The sequence below is a fragment of the Streptomyces sp. NPDC008150 genome (assembly GCF_042956945.1).
GTDB lineage: Bacteria > Actinomycetota > Actinomycetes > Streptomycetales > Streptomycetaceae > Streptomyces.
Genome location: NZ_JBIBHJ010000005.1, coordinates 21,826 through 37,599 on the forward strand (window position 1 = coordinate 21,826; position 15,774 = coordinate 37,599).

Genomic DNA, 15,774 nt, shown 5'->3' on the forward strand with positions numbered 1-15,774 from the left:
CGATCGGGGGTACGTGCGGTGCGCGGTGCAAGACGAAGAGCCAGGTGAGGAGGGGCACGACATGCGACAGGACGTCCGCGGCGCGCTCCGCCGCAGCCGGGCCCCGCGTCCCGCGCCGCTCCGCGACGCCGGAAAGGGCCAGGTCACGGCACCTTGCCGCCGTGCGCTGCGCGCGCCGACGTCGTGCCCGGGGGTAACCAGCCCCGGCCGTCAGCCCATGTTGGAGGAATCTCGTGCCCATCGCCCATGATCCGCTGTCCGTCGAGGTCACCCTGCCCCGCGAGGACATCGCCCTGCTGACCGTCGAGGGCTATCTGGACGTCGACACCGCTACGGAACTCCAGCACCACCTGGCCAACCAGCTCCATCACGGCCGCCGGCACTTCCTGCTGGACCTCTCCGGCGTGCCGTTCATGGACTCGTCCGGCATGAACATCATCCTGCGCGTGTACCAGCAGGTGCGGGACCTGCCGGGCAGCGTGCACATCATCGCGCCCACGCCCGCCGTGCGCCGCATCCTGGACCTCACGGGTGTCAGCCTGACGGTGCCGGTGTCGAAGGACACCGACGAGGCGCTGGCCCTGGTGGAAGCCGGGCCGCTCCCCGCGGACGAACCCGGGGACACCGCCGGCTGAGCGGTGCGCGCGGGCGCCTTCCGGGCCCGTTCGCACCAGGGCGGTCGGCTGCCGGCGCCCCGGGCCGGAACCCGGGGCGCGGCCGCACGCATGTCTGATTGTTGCCGTTTGACAACTGTAAGCCGGAGGCAAGAAAGTTGGGCCGGACGATCGCGCGGGAGGGACCGAGGATGCGCCTGTGGCCCGGGGCCCGTCGCCACGGCGACGTTCAGGCACCCGGCGACGCCGTGCCGTGCGGTGCCGTCGCCGGTCAGGCCGTGCGCACGTCCGTGTCGGTCTCGCCGATCCGTGCCGCGGCCGCCGCGCAGAACGCCTCCAGACCGCCGAGCAGGGCGGCCCGCTGCGCGGACGGCATCTGCTCCAGCACGGACTGCAGGGCGGCCTCGCGGCGGGAGCGCAGGTCCGCGAGGAACGCGCTGCCCCGGCGGCTCAGGTACAGCCGCAGCTCCCGGCGGCTGGTGACGCACGCCTCGCGCTGCACGAAGCCCACTGCCTGGAGGCGGTCGCACAGGCGGCTGGTCGAGGGCGGCGTCGAACCGAGCGCGTCGGCGAGCGTCCGCAGGTTGATGCCCTCGTTGTGCTCCAGGATGAACAGCACGCGCAGTTGCGACGCGGAGACCGGCGCGGTCGACGCGCGGCCCCACAGCACCTCCAGCAGCTCGGCGGCCTCGGAGGTCACCCGCGCGACCTCGGGCGGCTGGGAGCGCGAAGAGAAGGACGTCACCGGGACACTGTCGCAGGCTTCGCGCGGGCTGTCAGCTCGCCGGGGCTCCGGACCTTGTCGTAAAACGGTGCACAACGGGACGTACAGTCCTCCTTCTCCCCACATCGTCACCGAACCGGCACCCGCACCGGACTCCGCATCCGCTTCACAAGGAATGGCTCACCCGACATCGTGAACAGATTCGTGGCCGCCGGACGCGCCCTGCGCTCGGCTGCTCCGCACCGGCTGGTCGACGCCCTCCGCGAGGTGCTCCGCGACCAGTACGCGGCCGAGAGTGTCGAACTCTCCCTGGCCGACTACGGAATGACCGTGCTCCAGCCGGTCGGCCCCACGCCGGACGCGTCCGGCGTGCGGTCCGTGCACACGAGCCCGGCCGGGCGCGCGTTCGGTTCGCAGCAGCCGTTCGTCGAGGAGCGGGGCGACTTCCGGGTGTGCGCCCACCTGCCCGTGACCGTGCGGGGCGACCGGCTGGGCGTGCTGTCGGTCACGCTGCCGGCCGGCGACGCGGTGAAGGGGCACCTGGACGAGCTCTCGGAGATCGCCTGCGTCCTGGGCCACGAGATGGTCGTCGCCGAGCGGGACACCGACGTCTACCTGCAGGCGCGCCGCAAGGACCGGCTGACGCTCGCCGCGGAGATGCAGTGGCAGCTGCTGCCCGCCCGTTCCTGCGCCCGGCCCGAGTACGCGCTCGGCGCCCAGTTGGAGCCGGCGTACGCCGTCCACGGCGACAACTTCGACTGGTCCGTCTCCGAGGACCGGCTGATGCTCTACATCACCAACGGCATGGGCGAGGGCATCGAGGCGTCGCTGCTGACCAACCTCGGCATCAGCGCGCTGCGCAACGCCCGGCGGGCGGGCATCCCGCTCGCCGACCAGGCGGCCCTCGCGGACCAGGCGGTGTTCGCCCAGTACCGGGGGGACGCGTACCTGTCCGTCCTGCTGATCGACCTGGAGCTGTCCACCGGCCGGATGCGGGTCGTGGACGCCGGGTCGCCGCGGATGCTGCGGGCGCGCGACCGGGTCGTCGCCCCCGTCCCGCTGGAGGCGCAGCTGCCGCTGGGCATGTTCGAGGAGACCGACTACGTCGCGCAGGAACTCACGCTGCGGCCCGGCGACCGCCTGGTGTTCGTCAGCGACGGGGTGCACGCGGTCAGCGCGCCCGGCGGCGAGGTGTACGGGGACCGGGCGCTGACCCGGGCGGTGTCGTCGGCGGGGCTGCTGCCGGCCGCCGAGGTGCCCCCCGCGGTGCTGCGCGAACTCACCGCGCACCGGGGCAGGCCCGAGCCGGACGACGACGCGCTGGTGGCCTGCCTGGACTGGTTCGGCCCCGCCGGCGCCGGGTCCGGAGCCTCGTGAGGCGGGACCGGGCGGCCGGCCGCCCCTCCGGCGCTGCCACCGGGTCCGGCGGGCCGTCGCGACGCGTTGCCCGATGCGCCGTGCCGGACGGGAACGGCCCGTGGTTACAGTTGTCGCCCGGCAAAGGTCAGGTCGCCGTACCGCTGCTGACGGCGGATCCGGAACGGCGCAGCGCGGACGAGGAGAGCAGGACGTGCCGGAGCACGAAACGGTGGGAGAGCACGGATCGCCCGCCCGCGGGAACGCTCGCCGCGGGCGCCCGGCGCCGTCCCGCGGGCACGCCGCGCGGGCTCGCGCCGGTCTCGCCCCGGGCCGGGGGATGACGTGCCCGCCGCGGACCGCGGCCGGTGCGCCCCGCGCGTCGCGGGAACGTGCGCGACACCGCCGTTCCGGGCGCCCGGCGACCGGCGGAGCGGGCGCTTGGTGACCCGCGGAGCCGTGCGCGGCGGCCAGGGGCGCCCGGCGTCCGGCCGCTCGGGCGTCCGCGCACCGGAGTGGCCGTGATGCCGACCGACACAGGTGTGGACGCCTGCCTGCCGATCGGTTCGGACCGCGACCTCGTGTGGCTGCGCCAGCACGTGCGCCGGGCCGCCGGAGAGCTCGGTTTCGGCCTGGTCGAGCAGACCAAGCTGGTCACCGCCGCCAGCGAACTGGCCCGCAACACCCTGGTGCACGGCGGCGGCGGGCGGATGACCGCGAGCCTCGCCGACGGTTCGGGCGCCTCCGGGCTCCGGCTGGAGTTCCGCGACGAGGGTCCCGGCATCGCCGACCCGCAGCGGGCGCTCAGCGACGGCTTCACCTCCGGCGGCGGCCTGGGCCTCGGCCTCGGCGGCGCCCGACGGCTTGTGCACGAGTTCACGATCGACAGCGCGCCGGGGTCCGGCACCACCGTGACGGTGGTGTCCTGGGCCGGCCGGCCGCCGCACCCGCGAGGGGAGTTCCGATGACGCGCGTGTGGGACGTACCGGTGGAGGACGCCGCCGGGGTGAGTGCCGCCCGGTCCGCCGCCGAGGAGGCGGCCGCCCTCGCCGGGCTGGACGCGCCGCGCGGCGCCGACGCCGTGACGGTGGCTTCCGAACTGGCCGCCAACCTGGTGGAGCACGCCGGGGGCGGCCGGCTCCTGGTCGAGGCGGTGCCGCCGGTCCGGCCGGCCGGTGCGCACGACGCGCCCGTGGTGCAGATCGCCGCCGTCGACCACGGGCCCGGTACCGCCGAGACCCCGGCGGGCCGGGACTTCGGCACCGACGGCGCGACCGGGACGCCCCGGGACGGGCACCCGGCCGTGCGGACGCTCGGCTCCGGGCTGCGCGTCTGCCACCGCGTCGCCGACTCCTTCGCCCTGCACGCCGCCCCGGGCCGGGGCACCGCCGCCGTCGCCCGGATAGGCGCCGCGCCGGTGCTGCCCGCGCAGTCCGCGGGCCCGGACGCCGTGCGGACCGGCGGGATCAACGTCCCGCTCGGCGGGGCCGCGCTGTCCGGCGACGCGTGGACGGCGGTACGGGCCGGTCACCTCGTCACGCTGATGCTGGCCGACGGCCTCGGCCACGGCCCCGAGGCCGCGCGCGCCTCCACGGCCGCCGTCGAGGCGCTGCGCGAGGTGCCCGAGCTGGCGCCGGCCGCCGCGCTGCGGCACCTCGGCGAGGCGCTGCGGGGCACCCGGGGCGCCGCCGTCGCCCTGGCCCGGCTCGACACCCGTACCGGACGGCTGCTCTTCGCCGGTCTGGGCAACGTCGGCGCGCGGCTGTACACCGGGGGCTCCTGGCGCACCCTGCTGTCCCGGCCCGGCATCGTCGGCGTGCACCGGCGCGCGGCACCGCCGGAGACCGACCTCGCGTGGGCGCCCGACGCCGTGCTCGTGCTGCACAGCGACGGGCTGCCCCAGCGCTGGACCCCGCCGGCCGGCCTGCGCCCGCCGGCCGTCGACCCCGCGGTGTTCTGCGCGGTGACCGTGCGCGACACCTTCGGCCCCGCCGCGCAGGTGCGCGACGACACCGCGGTGGCCGCCCTGACCACGACCCCACCGGACCTCTCATGACCCACACCTGGCAGATCAGCGACGTCACGGGCGCGGCCCGCGCACGCGTCGAGGTGGCACGCCTCGCCGCGGCGCACGGTGCCGAGGCCCCGGACCGCGCCCGGCTGGCCACGGACCTCGGGGCGCACCTGCTGCGCTGCGCGAAGGAGGGCGGCACGTGGGACGTCGTCCTCGAAGTCCCGGACGGGGCGGGGAAGTTGACGGTCCAGGTCACGCCCGCCCCCGGTTCGGCGGCCCGCCCGGACCCCTGGCTGCGCACCATCGGGGCGGGGCCGGCCGGGGACCGCCCGGCGGACGCCGCGGCCGGTCCCGCCGCCCTCGCCGAGGCACTGCTCGCCGCCGACGAGGAGACCGCGCAGGCCCTGGGCAGGCTCGCCGAGCAGGAGGAGCTCGTCGCCTTCCACCGCGAGGAGCTGCACCAGACCAACCAGGGCGTGGTGGCCCTGCACGCCGAGCTGGACGCGGCGGGCGCCGCGCAGCGGGAGGCGTTCGCGGCCGAGCGCAAGGCGCGCAACGAGGCGGAGAGCGCCCGCCGCAGGCTGACGTTCCTGGCAGACGCGAGCGCGGTGCTGACGTCGTCGCTGGACCATCACGAGATCGTGCGGCGGCTGCCCGACCTGCTCGTGCCGGAGTACGCGGCCGACGTGGACGTATGGCTGTTCGACGACGTCGACGAGGACCGCCGGCACCCGACGCCGCGTCCGGCCGCGGCGGTCGTCGCCGCCCGCACCGGACGGCCGCAGTACGCGGCGGAGGCGCCCGGCGGCCTGCCCGGCGTCGACGACCAGCCGCCCTCGGCCCTCTCCCCCGAGCGGCCGCTGCTGTGCGTGCCGCTCCACACCCGGCGCACCTCGGTGGGCGTCCTGCTGCTCACGCCGCCCGGCGGCCACTGGGACGCGGACGACGCGGTGATGCTCGTCGAGCTGGCGCGGCGGGCGAGCATCGCCATCGACAACGCCCGGCGCTACGAGCACAACAGGGACATCGCCGAGACCCTGCAACGGGCGCTGCTGACGGACCTGCCGGCCACGCCGGGCCTGCACCTGGCGGCCCGGTACCTGCCGGCGACGAGCGGGCTGAACATCGGCGGCGACTGGTACGACGCGTTCCGCCAGCCCGACGGCAGCCTGATCGCCGTCATCGGCGACGTGACCGGGCACGGGCTGCACGCCGCGGTGATGATGAGCCAGCTGCGCACCGCGCTGCGGGCGTACGCGGTGGACGGCGGCACGCCCGGCCAGTTGCTGACCCGGCTGCACACGTTCCTGCACCACCTCCAGCCCGACCTGTACGCGACGGCGGCGATCGCCCGGTTCCGTCCCGGCGACACCTCGCTGACCTGGGCGGCGGCCGGGCATCCGCCGCCGGTGCTGCGGATGCCCGACGGGAGCGTGCGGACGCTGGACGCGAAGCCCGGCGCGATGCTCGGCATCCCGCTGCGGCAGGAGATCCGGGACCACACCGTGCCCATCGGGCCGGGCGCGACGCTGGCGCTCTACACCGACGGGCTCGTCGAGCGGCGCGCCGAGGGCATAGACCCGGGCATCGGGCGGCTGGCGCACGCGCTCGGCGCCGCCCGCGCCGAGGACCTGGACACGGACCTGGACGGCTCCGCGGACCGGCTGCTGTACCCGCTGCTCAGCGACTCCGAGCGGGACGACGACGTGTGCCTGCTGCTGTGCCACGTGGACAGCGCGGCGGTCCCCCGGCTCCCGTCCCCGCGGCCGGGCACCCGGACCGCCGGGGGACGCGCCTGACCGGGGCCGCCCGGTGACGGGCGGCCCCCCGTCACCGGCCGTCAGCGGGCGGTGCCCTCGCGGGGTGCCCGGCCGTCCGCCGCGTGGGCGGCGCGTCGGAAGGCGGCGAGACCGCGGCCCAGGTCGGCGCACTGGCTCTGCGTCATGTCCCGCAGGGCGGCGGCGAGGCGGCGGCTGCGCAGTTCGGTGACGTCGGCGAGCAGGCGCCGTCCGTCCGCCGTCACCACGAGCTGCACCTCGCGCCGGCTGTGGGGCTGGGTCTGCCGCTCCAGGAGCCCGGCGGCCACCAGCCGGTCGCAGAGTCTGCTCGCGGTGGGCAGGCCGACGCCGAGGTCCTCGGCGAGCGCCGTGAGGTTGAGCTCCGGCCGGTGCCGGACGGTCCTCAGCGCGTGCAGCTGACGCGCGGGCAGCCGGGGCGCCGCGTCGTCGGACGCCGCGAACCAGAGGGCGACGAGGTCGTCCACGGCGTCGGCCATCTGCCGTGCCGCGCGCTCCCCCCGATCGTCCGGACCCTGTTCACAGCCCACCTCGGTCCCCTCGGGACACCGCGTTTGTCATGTACGTCGGCCTACCCGCGCGACGGGGGCGTACACGAGCGGGATCAGGGAAAAGGGCGGCCCCTTCCGGGGCCCTTCCCCGCGCTCCTCCCGGGCCCTCCCCGCGGTGGTCCGCGGGCGCCCCGGCCGGTACGGGCGCGTGCGGTGGGGCGTACGGGGAACCCGGGGCGGGTCCGTGTGCCGTACGGCCCCGTTGGGCACGATGCCGTCCGACACGTTCGTCTGTCTGCCGCGCCCGACTGGCGGAACCTCCCGGGACGCGGTGGGATCGGTGGGAGCTGGGGTTCGGAGCTCCCAAAGGTGCGAAGCAGCGATCCAGGGGCACGCGAATGGCGTCGAGGCAGACCGCCTGGAGCCGCAGAAGGGAAATACACCGTGACACGACCCAGGATCCTGGTGGTTGGCGCAGGCTTCGCAGGAGTGGAGTGCGTCCGCCGCCTGGAACGCAAACTGCCGCCCGGCGAGGCGGACATCACCCTGGTGACGCCGTTCGCCTACCAGCTCTATCTGCCCCTGCTGCCCCAGGTCGCCTCCGGTGTGCTCACACCGCAGTCGATCGCCGTGTCGCTGCGCCGCAGCAGCAGGTACCGCACGCGGATCATTCCCGGCGGGGCCATCGGTGTGGACCTCCGGTCGAAGGTCTGCGTCATCCGGACCATCACGGACCGGATCGTCAACGAGCCGTACGACCACATCGTGCTCGCCCCGGGCAGCGTCACCCGCACCTTCGACATCCCCGGGCTGACCGACCACGCGTTCGGCATGAAGACGCTCGCGGAGGCCGCGTACGTCCGCGACCACGTCATCTCGCAGCTCGACCTCGCCGACGCCAGCCAGGACCCGGCGGAGCGGGCCTCGCGGCTCCAGTTCGTGGTGGTCGGCGGCGGCTACGCCGGCACCGAGACCGCCGCGTGCCTCCAGCGGCTGACGCACGCCGCGGTGAAGCGCTACCCGCGCCTGGACCCGAGCCTGATCAAGTGGCACCTGATCGACGTGGCGCCCAAGCTGATGCCCGAGCTGGGCGACAAGCTCGGCCGCAGCGCGCAGGAGATCCTGCGCAGGCGCGGCATCGAGATCTCGCTGGGGGTGTCCATCGCGAAGGCCGGTGAGGAGGAGGTCACCTTCACCGACGGCCGGGTGGTCCCGACGCGCACCCTGATCTGGACGGCGGGCGTCGTCGCGAGCCCGCTGATCGCCACGCTCGGCGCGGAGACGGTGCGCGGGCGGCTCGCGGTGAACGCCGAGATGAACCTGCCCGGCAGCGACGGCGTGTTCGCGCTCGGCGACGCGGCGGCGGTGCCCGACGAGGCGAAGGGCCGGGACGGGGCGATCTGCCCGCCCACCGCCCAGCACGCGATGCGGCAGGGCCGGCACGTCGCGGACAACGTCATCGCCTCCCTCAAGGGGCAGCACATGCAGCCCTACGTCCACAAGGACCTCGGTCTCGTGGTCGACCTCGGCGGGCACGACGCGGTGTCCAAGCCGCTCGGCATCGAGCTGCGCGGTGTCCCCGCGCAGGCCGTGGCCCGCGGCTACCACTGGTCGGCGTTGCGCACCGGTGTCGCCAAGGCCCGCGTGATGACGAACTGGCTGCTGAACGCGGCGGCCGGCGACGACTTCGTGCGGACCGGGTTCCAGGCCCGCAAGCCGGCCAAGCTGAAGGACTTCGAGTACACCGACTCGTACATGACGCCGGAGCAGGTGCGCGCGCACGTCGAGGGGGCGCTGCCGAGCAAGAAGTGACGGCGCCCTCCCGGCACCGCCCACGGGCGCCCGTGCCCCCGGCGAGCGAGCCCCGCCCTCGGGCGGGTGCCCGTCGGCGGCACGGGCGCCCGTTCGTCGGCCCACTGCCGGTACTGCGCGCCCGGCGTGCCATGCTGAGAAATGGATCATGGCGTGCGGACCATGAGGGCTCGACGGGAGAGAGTGCGGCGGCGTGAAGGCAGCGGAACGGTCGTTCGGGATCCGCGTTCGTGAGCGCGCAACGGCGTTCGACCCGGGGCTGCTGCGGCTGACCGCCGGGCTGCGGACGGTGGGGTCGATCGCCCTGGCGCTGCTGCTGCTCAGCCTGGCCGGCGCGGACGTCACGCATCTGGTCGCCGGGGCGATGGGCGGCATGGTCTCCACGTTCGCCATCCGTGAGAAGCATCGCGGCGGACAGGCCGTGACCCTCGCGCTGGGCCTGCCGGTGGCGCTGACGTCGGTGACACTGGGCGCCCTGCTGAACCCGCACCGCGTGTTCGGCGACGTCTTCTTCGTCCTGCTGATCTTCAGCGCGGTGTACGGGCGCCGGTTCGGCGACCGCGGCACGGCGCTGGGGCTGATCGGTTTCCAGTTCTACTTCCTGTCGCTGTTCGTCGGCGCCACCGTCTCCGGTCTGCCGACGCTCTACTGGACCATCGCCATCTCCTTCGGCTCCAGCGCCCTGGTGCGCTTCGTCCTGCTGCCGGAGACACCCGCGGGCATCCTGCGGCGGCTGCGGGAGGCCTTCCGTTCCCGGCTGGCGCAGCTCGTCACCGCGCAGCTCGAACTGCTGGACGCGGGGCCGCAGGAGGTGGAGAAGGCGATCGAGGCCGTACGGCAGGGCACCGCCCGGCTGCACGAGACCGCCATGATGATCCAGGGCCGCCTCGCCGAGGGCACCCCCGACGAGGCCACCGCCGAGCTGGTGCAGCGGCGCATCGCGGACGCCGAGATCGCCGCCGAGCGGCTGGGCCTGCTGCTGCTGACCGCGCGCAGCGCCGAGCGGGCCGACACCCTGACGCTGCACCTGCCCGGCGCGCCGGTGCCGACGGGGGCGCACCGGCAGGTGCCGGAGCAGGCGTCGGCGACCCTGCGGCGCGACCTGGAGGCGCTGCGGCTGCTGGTGCTGCGCCCGGTCGACGAGAGCGCGGGCACCGGCATGGCGCACGTGCGCAACCGGCTCATCGGGTACCGCGAGGAGGAGAACCTGCCGGTCGCCCCGGCCGCCGTGCAGGACGTCTTCCGCGGCATCGGCGAGTCGGCGCGCGCGGTGCTGGGGCTGCGGATCGCTCTCGACGGGGCGGTCGACGAGTCGGACGACTCCCCCGCCACCACGCGTTCCCGCGAGGAGCTCGACGCGGAGGACGCCGCGATCGGCGGGGTCGAGGACGAGGGCGAGGAGGAGGAGCGGACGGGTCTGCGCAGGCTGACCACGCGCGCCGCCCTCCAGGTCACCGTGGGCGCGTCGCTGGCGATCGTGGGCGGCGAGTTCCTGTCCAGCCAGCGCTGGTACTGGGCCGTGCTGACCTGCTGGATCGTCTTCCTCAACACCTCGTCCACGGGCGAGATCGTGGTCAAGGGCTCCCGGCGGCTGCTGGGCACGGTGCTCGGCGTGGTCGCCGGTATCGTGCTGGCCGGGCTGGTCGGGCACCACACCTGGACGGCGTTCGCGCTCGTGCTGGTGTTCCTGTTCGCGATGTTCTACACGGCACCGGTCTCGTACACGCTGAGCTCGTTCTTCGTGACGTCGGCCCTGGGGCTGCTCTACACGCTGCTGCACACCTACAGCCGGTCGGTGCTGTTCCTGCGCATCGAGGAGACCGCGCTGGGCGCGGCGTGCGGGATCATCGCGGCGGCCGTGGTGCTGCCCGTGCACACGGACCGCAGGACGAACGACCTGCTGGACGCCGCGCTGGACCGGCTCGCCGAGGTCACGGAGGCGGCGGTCGACCAGCTCAGCGGCGGCAGCGTGCCCGATCTGCTCGACCGGGCGCGCGACCTCGACCAGGCGCTGGCGGACCTGCGCGCGGGCACCCAGCCGCTGACCCATCCGGTCACCCCGCTGCGTGCCCGCCGCAACACCGCGCGGTACGTGGTGGCCCTCCTGGAGACCTGCGCCTACCACGCGCGTGCCCTCGCGGCGACCGCGGAACTGCTGCCCACCCACCCGTCGATCGCGGCGGACCCGCGGCTGCGCGGGGTGGGGAAGCGGGTCGCGCACAACCTGGAGGCGATCGCCGCGCACGTCGCGGACGAGGAGAGCACGGCCGAGGTGGAGACGGGGCCGAGCATCGCGTCGATGCTGGAGCACGACATCTCCGCCACGCCGCGCTACGGGCGGATCACCGACCGCGTGCTGCGTCATCTCCAGCGGCTCGACGAGGGCGTGGTGGGTCTGGCCCGCCCGCTGGGCGCACCGGTGGCCCGGCCGCGGGGCTGAGGCCGCCGGGACCCGGGCCCGCCCGGCGAACGCCGAACGGCGGATCCGCCGTGTGCCCTCGCGTCGTGCGGGGCACGCGGCGGATCCGCCGTTCCGGGTGGTGCGCCGAGGGGGCCGATGCCGTCAGAAGTCGGTCGGCAGTCCGCTGACCTCGGCGATGCCGCGCAGTTCCTCGGTCTCCCGGTGCCGGGCGCCGATGAAGTCGGCGATCTCGCCCAGCCGTTCCGGGTCGGCCGCGGTGTCCGCGTCGGTGACGACGCGCACCGGGCCGCTGTCGCCCGTGTCGAGCTCGATCAGCTCGTTGTCCAGCCGGCCGGTGAGGGCCGCGGCGATGACCAGGGCGGCCTCGTCGCGCACCTCCTGCGGCAGTTGCTGGGCCTTCTCGCCGTCGAGCGCGAAGTCGAGCGTCGCGGGTTCTTCGTTGTCGATCGCCTGGAGTGCGGGGCCGACCACCGTGAGCAGCTGCCGGTAGTCCTCGTCCGGCATACGGATGCGCAGGAGGTCCAGGTAGACGTCCACGGGGCGGCCGTCGGGCGGAAGCTCGGATTCGCTCATTGGCTCCGTGTTCCCCTTCCGCGACACCTCAGACCTCGCACACCGGGCGGATCAGACCTTGCGCCAGCGGGCGAGGGCGAAGGAGAACACTCCGAAGAGCGCGAGACCGACGGCGACGACGACCAGCAGCCACGGGCCCGCCGGGGTTCCGGCGAAGGTGCGCAGGGTGTCGTCCAGGCCCTTGGCCTTGTCGGGCTCGTACTCGATCGCCGCGCGGACGGCGAAGACACCGGCCACGGCGAAGACGATGCCGCGCGCGGCGCCGCCGCCGACGCCGGTCACGTCCACGAGCCGGCGCACCCGCTGCGACATCTCCGCCAGCCTCAGCTTCTTGTGGTAGTGCCGGGTGACCGCGCGGAACGCGATCCACAGGCCCGCCGCGACGATGCCGACGCCCGCCGCGCCGACCAGCCACTGGCCGCCGGGGATGCCCAGCGCACGGGCGGTGGCGTCGCGCGACGTCTGGTCGCTGGAACCGCCGCCGCCCGAGCCGGCCGCGAACGACAGGGCGGAGTAGGCGACGAAGCAGTAGAAGACGAACCGCACGGCGGCCAGCGCGCGCTTCTGCGGCTTGCCCCCGTCCTCGCCGGCCGACCCGAAGACCACCTCCGAAAGGCGCCACAGCGCCATGCAGGCCAGGCCGAGCCCGACCGCCCACAGCATCACCTTGCCGAACGGCTTGTCGGCGATCGACGCGAGGGCTCCGCCCCGGTCGGCCTGGTGCTCGTTGTCGCCGAAGGCGATCTGCACCGCCAATATTCCGACGAGCACGTAGATCACGCCCCGGGCGGTGAGCCCGGCCTTGGCGGCAGCCTTCACCCCGGTGCCCTTGGCAGCCTGCTCGGTACGAGCCCGGCCCGTCTGTGCTGTCGCACTCATGTTCATGTCGACCTCCCGGGGTCCGAATGCCCCGGGTCGCGTCCGGCACACTCACCGCGACGGCCCGCCCGGCACACCGCGGGGCGGCGCGCCGAAGCGCGTGGGGGCGCCCGTTCGCCGCCGGCCGCGCGCCGGTCCGGGACCGGGTCTCCCGCCGGCCTGTCGCCCTTCAACGGCGAAGCGCCCGTGGGGGGTTGGGGACACACAGGGGTCTGTGTGTCCCCAACCCCCCACGGGCGGTGGCGGATCGGGGTGCGCGGTCGTGCGGTCAGGCCGTGCGGGGACGCGGTGCGCGGGTGCGGCGGACCTGGCGCTCCTCCATCGCCTCGTCGCGGATGCGGGCGCAACTGCGGTTGATCAGACGGGAGACGTGCATCTGGGAGATGCCCAGCCGGTCGGCGATGCGGCTCTGCGTCATGTCCTCGAAGAAGCGCATGTACAGGATGGACCGCTCCCGTTCCGGCAGCCGCCGCAGCCCCTCCTTCGCGGACTCGCGGTCCACGACGGTGTCGAACGACGAGTCGGACTCGCCGAGCCGGTCCGCCAGGCTGTGGCCGTCGCTGTCGGCGGACAGCTCCGCGTCGAGGGAGAGCGTGCTGAAGCTCTCCAGCGCCTCCATCCCGGCGCCGACCTCCTCCTCCGACAGGCCCGCGTGGGCGGCGATGTCGGCGACGGACGGCTCGGGGCTGCCGGGGCTCTGGGTCAGGTCACGGCGGGCGGCGCGCACCTTGTTGCGCAGTTCCTGCACGCGGCGCGGCACGCGCAGCGCCCACATGCGGTCGCGGAAGTGGCGCTTGACCTCGCCGGTGATGGTCGGCACGGCGTAACTCTCGAACGCGCCGCGTTCGGGGTCGAACCGGTCGATGGCCTTCACCAGGCCGAGCGCGGCAACCTGGCGCAGGTCCTCGATCGACTCGCCGCGGTCGCGGAAGCGCCCGGCGATGCGGTGGGCCATGGGCAGCCAGGCGGCGGCGAGTTCGTCCCGGGCGGCGTCCCGTTCGGGGCCTTCCTCCAGGGCGGCGAGACGGCGGAAGAGGGCCGCGGTGTCCGGGGCGTCGTCGTGGCTGCGTCGCGCGGGACCGGCCTCGCGGGAGGTCGTTCCGGGACGGGTGGTCGGCATTTCGGTGAGCATGCGCTGTCGCTCCTGAACGCAACGAGGGTTTCAGGGATGTGGGCGGGAGGGGCGATGTCCGTGGTCCACCACGGAACGGGGCCTCGAAACTCCCGCCGGCGCGCCTCCGGTCCGAAGCACGGGAGTTCGACTGCCCCTGCGCCCCGCGGGCAAACCGACGCAACCGTTCCGGATCGCGCGCCGGGTGCCCGTGCCACCTCAGCCCAGGGGCACCAGGGCGCTGATGCACTTGCCGCCCGCGGGCAGGCCGGACACCCGGACGTCGCGGGCCAGCCGGCACACCAGGGGCCAGCCGTGGCCGCCGAACCGGTTGCGGCCCTGCGGGTCGACGGGCGGCCTCGTGACGGGGGTGTCCGTGCAGCGGTCGCTGACCCGGACGCGGACTCCGCCGCCGCACACGTCCACGTCGAAGTCCGTGATGCCGCCGCCGTGCAGTATCGCGTTGGTCGTCAGCTCGGAGGTGACGAGCAGCGCGTCGCACAGCGCCTCCCGGTCGCACGTGGCGCCGGTGACGTGGCAGCGGTCGGCGACGGCGCGCTCCACCGCCCTGCGCGCGTCGGCGGGCAGGCACCCGCCGCCCGTCCGTTCCGCGGGGCCGGACCGCACCGTGCCGGGCGGTCCGGTCAGGGGATCGGTCCTGTGGCTCTCACACATCGGTTCGCTCCCTGCGCTGGCCTGTTTCCGGTGAGCCGTGCGGCTCGTGCGTCCGCACGGCGGTCGGGTGCCGCGGGGTCCGCGGTCCGGCGCGGACCCCGCGAAGCCCCTCGCCGGCCGTTCCCGGTCTCCCGTTGGCCTCATGTGTCCGGCTCACCCCTCCAGCCGCCGGCAAACCTCCGCCGCCGGGCCGGGAATCCGGGGGCACCGCCCGGTCGTCAAGGGCGGCGCGCTGGGTAGACGCACGCACATGACCGAAGTCGTGGACTCGGACGAACTGTTGCGGCGGATACGGCGCGCGCGGGACTGCGCGGCCCAGGAGGAACGGAGATGGAGGGCAGGGGCGTCCCCGGAGACGGCGCCCTCGACGGAGGACGCCGGCGGCGCGGCGGACGCGGCCGTGCGGAGCGTCGCCTACCAGGCGGTCGGCCGGGTGCTGGACGAGATCCTGACCCCCGGCAGAACGCACGACGGGGTCTGACCGCACGCGCGGGTCCCCGCGCGCGGCACGCGGACGCATGATGGTTTACGGTTCATCAACAGCGGCGCCGCGGCCTTCGGGCCGCCCGGCGGACCGCTGCGGGCCCTGGTCGGCTTCCCCCGGTCGATCAGGGCCCTTCTGCGTGTCCGCTCCCCCGCCCGGCCGGACGGCGCCCGCCCCGGCTCGTGACACCGGCGGTCGGCGCGACCACGCACCGTCGCCCTCCCGGGCCGTCCCGTTCGGCCGCCACTGCCGCGTTCTCGCTGGTCAGCGCCGCCTTCCCGCTGCCGAGGTGCCGGGGGCTGCGGCAGCGGCTGAAATGGGCTGTAGGGAAAGCCCGGGAACCACCGGCGGCAAGGGAGCCCTGATCATGCCCAAAGTGAAAAAACTGCTCACCGCGCTCCCTCCGCCACAGCGCGATCGCCTGATGGACCTCTCCCGCGAGGTGATGTTCCCGGAGGACACGAGGATCTTCGAGAGCGGCGGCAAGGCCGACCGGTTCTGGGTGGTGCACTCGGGGGCCGTCTCGCTGGACCAGCAGGTCACCGAGCACCAGCGGGTGACCGTGGCCAGTCTGAGCGTCGGCGACCTGCTCGGCTGGTCCTGGCTGTTCCCGCCGCACCGGTGGGACTTCGGCGCCGAGGCCTTCAGCCCCGTACGGGCCTACGAGTTCGACGCGGCGCCGGTGCTGCGGCTCTGCGAGGCGGAGCCGGCGCTGGGCCTGACCCTCGTCCGAACCGTCGCGGAGATCCTCGCCCACCGGCTGGAGATGACGCGCGGCAAGCTGCTGGAGCAGTACTCGCTGCACCGGCACGGGGTGATGTAG

Annotated in this window: 15 protein-coding genes; 9 read left to right on the top strand and 6 right to left on the bottom strand. The window is 74.8% G+C overall.

The genetic code is table 11. The annotated features are described in order from the left end of the window. Positions 1-233: 233 nt before the first annotated feature. Positions 234-635, top strand: coding sequence for an anti-sigma factor antagonist (locus ACFZA0_RS14155; protein ID WP_391015446.1), 402 nt, complete (start codon positions 234-236; stop codon positions 633-635). A 250-nt stretch (positions 636-885) separates the two neighbouring features. On the opposite strand, the gene ACFZA0_RS14160 is transcribed toward ACFZA0_RS14155, so the two are convergent. After that, the gene (locus ACFZA0_RS14160) at positions 886-1,359 is read right to left on the bottom strand and encodes a MarR family transcriptional regulator (protein WP_391015449.1); all 474 of its coding nucleotides are present in this window, start codon (positions 1,357-1,359) and stop codon (positions 886-888) included. A gap of 171 nt (positions 1,360-1,530) precedes the next feature. On the opposite strand from ACFZA0_RS14160, the gene ACFZA0_RS14165 reads away from it, so the two are divergent. The 4 genes from ACFZA0_RS14165 to ACFZA0_RS14180 all read left to right on the top strand — a co-directional run bounded on the left by ACFZA0_RS14165 (position 1,531) and on the right by ACFZA0_RS14180 (position 6,507). Continuing rightward, positions 1,531-2,715: a SpoIIE family protein phosphatase gene (locus ACFZA0_RS14165; RefSeq protein ID WP_391015452.1), complete on the top strand. Its 1,185-nt coding sequence runs from the start codon at positions 1,531-1,533 to the stop codon at positions 2,713-2,715. A 503-nt stretch (positions 2,716-3,218) separates the two neighbouring features. Further along, positions 3,219-3,662 (top strand): ATP-binding protein, encoded by a 444-nt coding sequence (locus ACFZA0_RS14170; protein WP_391015455.1) that lies wholly within the window; start codon positions 3,219-3,221, stop codon positions 3,660-3,662. After that, a complete protein-coding gene (locus ACFZA0_RS14175) occupies positions 3,659-4,750 on the top strand; it encodes a SpoIIE family protein phosphatase (RefSeq protein WP_391015457.1) in 1,092 nt (363 codons plus the stop codon). Before ACFZA0_RS14170 ends, ACFZA0_RS14175 begins: the two co-directional genes overlap by 4 nt. Further along, on the top strand, positions 4,747-6,507 hold the full coding sequence (locus ACFZA0_RS14180) for a SpoIIE family protein phosphatase (protein WP_391015459.1): 1,761 nt from the start codon (positions 4,747-4,749) through the stop codon (positions 6,505-6,507). Before ACFZA0_RS14175 ends, ACFZA0_RS14180 begins: the two co-directional genes overlap by 4 nt. 41 nt (positions 6,508-6,548) lie before the next feature. On the opposite strand, the gene ACFZA0_RS14185 is transcribed toward ACFZA0_RS14180, so the two are convergent. After that, on the bottom strand, positions 6,549-6,983 hold the full coding sequence (locus tag ACFZA0_RS14185) for a MarR family transcriptional regulator (RefSeq protein WP_391015462.1): 435 nt from the start codon (positions 6,981-6,983) through the stop codon (positions 6,549-6,551). A 456-nt stretch (positions 6,984-7,439) separates the two neighbouring features. On the opposite strand from ACFZA0_RS14185, the gene ACFZA0_RS14190 reads away from it, so the two are divergent. Then, on the top strand, positions 7,440-8,807 hold the full coding sequence (locus ACFZA0_RS14190) for an FAD-dependent oxidoreductase (RefSeq protein ID WP_391015464.1): 1,368 nt from the start codon (positions 7,440-7,442) through the stop codon (positions 8,805-8,807). A 193-nt stretch (positions 8,808-9,000) separates the two neighbouring features. After that, on the top strand, positions 9,001-11,247 hold the full coding sequence (locus tag ACFZA0_RS14195; RefSeq protein WP_391015465.1) for an FUSC family protein: 2,247 nt from the start codon (positions 9,001-9,003) through the stop codon (positions 11,245-11,247). Positions 11,248-11,370: 123 nt separating this feature from the next. Here ACFZA0_RS14195 and ACFZA0_RS14200 read toward each other — a convergent pair whose 3' ends face one another. The 4 genes from ACFZA0_RS14200 to ACFZA0_RS14215 all read right to left on the bottom strand — a co-directional run bounded on the left by ACFZA0_RS14200 (position 11,371) and on the right by ACFZA0_RS14215 (position 14,467). Continuing rightward, a complete protein-coding gene (locus ACFZA0_RS14200; RefSeq protein WP_391015468.1) occupies positions 11,371-11,802 on the bottom strand; it encodes a hypothetical protein in 432 nt (143 codons plus the stop codon). Between the two features lie 51 nt (positions 11,803-11,853). Continuing rightward, positions 11,854-12,687: a DUF1206 domain-containing protein gene (locus tag ACFZA0_RS14205; protein WP_391015471.1), complete on the bottom strand. Its 834-nt coding sequence runs from the start codon at positions 12,685-12,687 to the stop codon at positions 11,854-11,856. Positions 12,688-12,949: 262 nt separating this feature from the next. Continuing rightward, the gene (locus ACFZA0_RS14210; protein WP_391015472.1) at positions 12,950-13,813 is read right to left on the bottom strand and encodes a SigB/SigF/SigG family RNA polymerase sigma factor; all 864 of its coding nucleotides are present in this window, start codon (positions 13,811-13,813) and stop codon (positions 12,950-12,952) included. A 198-nt stretch (positions 13,814-14,011) separates the two neighbouring features. Then, complete coding sequence (locus ACFZA0_RS14215) at positions 14,012-14,467, bottom strand: ATP-binding protein (protein WP_391015475.1); 456 nt, start codon at positions 14,465-14,467, stop codon at positions 14,012-14,014. Positions 14,468-14,717: 250 nt separating this feature from the next. Here ACFZA0_RS14215 and ACFZA0_RS14220 point away from each other — a divergent pair, with 250 nt between their 5' ends. Both ACFZA0_RS14220 and ACFZA0_RS14225 read left to right on the top strand, forming a co-directional pair. After that, on the top strand, positions 14,718-14,948 hold the full coding sequence (locus ACFZA0_RS14220) for a hypothetical protein (protein WP_391015478.1): 231 nt from the start codon (positions 14,718-14,720) through the stop codon (positions 14,946-14,948). 370 nt (positions 14,949-15,318) lie between these two features. Further along, complete coding sequence (locus ACFZA0_RS14225; protein ID WP_391015481.1) at positions 15,319-15,774, top strand: cyclic nucleotide-binding domain-containing protein; 456 nt, start codon at positions 15,319-15,321, stop codon at positions 15,772-15,774.

Excerpts from the sequence above, each read along its gene's own strand:
- ACFZA0_RS14170 (WP_391015455.1), top strand. The coding sequence starts at position 3,219 with ATGCCGACCGACACAGGTGTGGACGCCTGCCTGCCGATCGGTTCGGAC.
- ACFZA0_RS14175 (WP_391015457.1), top strand. The coding sequence starts at position 3,659 with ATGACGCGCGTGTGGGACGTACCGGTGGAGGACGCCGCCGGGGTGAGT.
- ACFZA0_RS14180 (WP_391015459.1), top strand. The coding sequence starts at position 4,747 with ATGACCCACACCTGGCAGATCAGCGACGTCACGGGCGCGGCCCGCGCA.
- ACFZA0_RS14185 (WP_391015462.1), bottom strand. The coding sequence starts at position 6,983 with ATGGCCGACGCCGTGGACGACCTCGTCGCCCTCTGGTTCGCGGCGTCC.
- ACFZA0_RS14200 (WP_391015468.1), bottom strand. The coding sequence starts at position 11,802 with ATGAGCGAATCCGAGCTTCCGCCCGACGGCCGCCCCGTGGACGTCTAC.
- ACFZA0_RS14205 (WP_391015471.1), bottom strand. The coding sequence starts at position 12,687 with ATGAACATGAGTGCGACAGCACAGACGGGCCGGGCTCGTACCGAGCAG.
- ACFZA0_RS14210 (WP_391015472.1), bottom strand. The coding sequence starts at position 13,813 with ATGCTCACCGAAATGCCGACCACCCGTCCCGGAACGACCTCCCGCGAG.
- ACFZA0_RS14215 (WP_391015475.1), bottom strand. The coding sequence starts at position 14,467 with ATGTGTGAGAGCCACAGGACCGATCCCCTGACCGGACCGCCCGGCACG.
- ACFZA0_RS14220 (WP_391015478.1), top strand. The coding sequence starts at position 14,718 with ATGACCGAAGTCGTGGACTCGGACGAACTGTTGCGGCGGATACGGCGC.
- ACFZA0_RS14225 (WP_391015481.1), top strand. The coding sequence starts at position 15,319 with ATGCCCAAAGTGAAAAAACTGCTCACCGCGCTCCCTCCGCCACAGCGC.